The sequence below is a fragment of the Streptomyces sp. NPDC002742 genome (assembly GCF_042888885.1).
Classification (GTDB): Bacteria; Actinomycetota; Actinomycetes; order Streptomycetales; family Streptomycetaceae; genus Streptomyces.
Genome location: NZ_JBIAQF010000080.1, coordinates 1 through 1249 on the forward strand (window position 1 = coordinate 1; position 1249 = coordinate 1249).

Annotated in this window: 1 protein-coding gene and 1 pseudogene; both read right to left on the bottom strand. The window is 67.3% G+C overall.

The window, feature by feature from the left end:
* A partial coding sequence (locus ACFYW8_RS44560) for an alpha-amylase family glycosyl hydrolase (protein WP_389093929.1) occupies window positions 1-837 on the bottom strand: 837 nt, incomplete at its 3' end.
* Window positions 834-1249 (bottom strand): annotated as a pseudogene (locus tag ACFYW8_RS44565) (alpha-1,4-glucan--maltose-1-phosphate maltosyltransferase); the annotation flags it as partial. The gene ACFYW8_RS44560 and the pseudogene ACFYW8_RS44565, both read right to left, overlap by 4 nt.

Genomic DNA, 1249 nt, shown 5'->3' on the forward strand with positions numbered 1-1249 from the left:
GCCGCCGGAGGGGAAGTCGCCGAAGTAGTCGACGACGTCCTCGGGCCACTGGTTCGCCTCGGCCAGCAGCACCGTGTCCGGATAGTGCGTGTCGACGTCGGCCCGGACCCGCTTCAGGAACTCGTGCGTTGCCGGAAGGTTCTCGCAGTTCGTCCCCTCCGCTTGGTAGAGGTAGGGGACGGCGTCGAGGCGGAAGCCGTCGATGCCGAGGTCCAGCCAGAACCGCAGGGCCGCCAGGATGTCCTCCTGCACGGCCGGGTTCTCGTAGTTGAGGTCGGGCTGGTGGGAGAAGAAGCGGTGCCAGTAGTACTGCTTGCGGACGGGGTCGAAGGTCCAGTTGGAGGCTTCGGTGTCGACGAAGATGATGCGGGCGTCCTGGTACTGCTTGTCGTCGTCGGCCCAGACGTAGTAGTCGCCGTAGGGTCCGTCGGGATTCGCGCGGGACTCCTGGAACCACGGGTGCTGGTCGCTGGTGTGGTTCATGACGAAGTCGATGATGACGCGCATGCCGCGCTGGTGGGCGGCGTCGACGAACTCGACGAAGTCGGCGAGGTCGCCGAACTCGGGCAGGACGGCCGTGTAGTCGGAGACGTCGTAGCCGCCGTCGCGGAGCGGGGACTTGAAGAAGGGGGGCAGCCACAGGCAGTCGACGCCCAGCCATTGCAGGTAGTCGAGTTTCGCGGTCAGGCCCTTGAGGTCGCCGACGCCGTCGCCGTCGCTGTCCTGGAAGGAGCGGACCAGGACCTCGTAGAAGACGGCGCGTTTGAACCACTCGGGATCGCGGTCCTTGGCCGGGGTGTCCTCGAACGTGTCCGGGACGGGCTCATTGACCATCATGCGGGGGACCCTCCGATCCGCGTTGCCGGGCCGACAGCGAGCACATGTGCACCGCCCGGACCCAGGCGCACAAAGTTGGACCTGCCCCAGTTGTAGGTCTCGCCGGTGAGCTCGTCGCGCACCGGCACGCGCGCGTCCTCGCTCGGGGCGAGTCGCGGCATGTCCAAGGACACTGTGGCTTGCCGGGTGTGGTGGGGGTCCAGGTTCGCCACGACGACCACCGTGTCGTCACCCGAACGCTTGCTGTACGCGATGACAGCGTCGTCGTCGGCCCGGTGGAATCGGAGGTTCCGCAGTTCGCGCAGGGCTCTGTGATCCCGCCTGATCCGGTTCAGACGGGTGATCAGCGGCGTGATGGTGCGGCCCTCGCGCTCGGCGGCAGCCCAGTCCCGCGGGCGCAGCTCGTATTTCT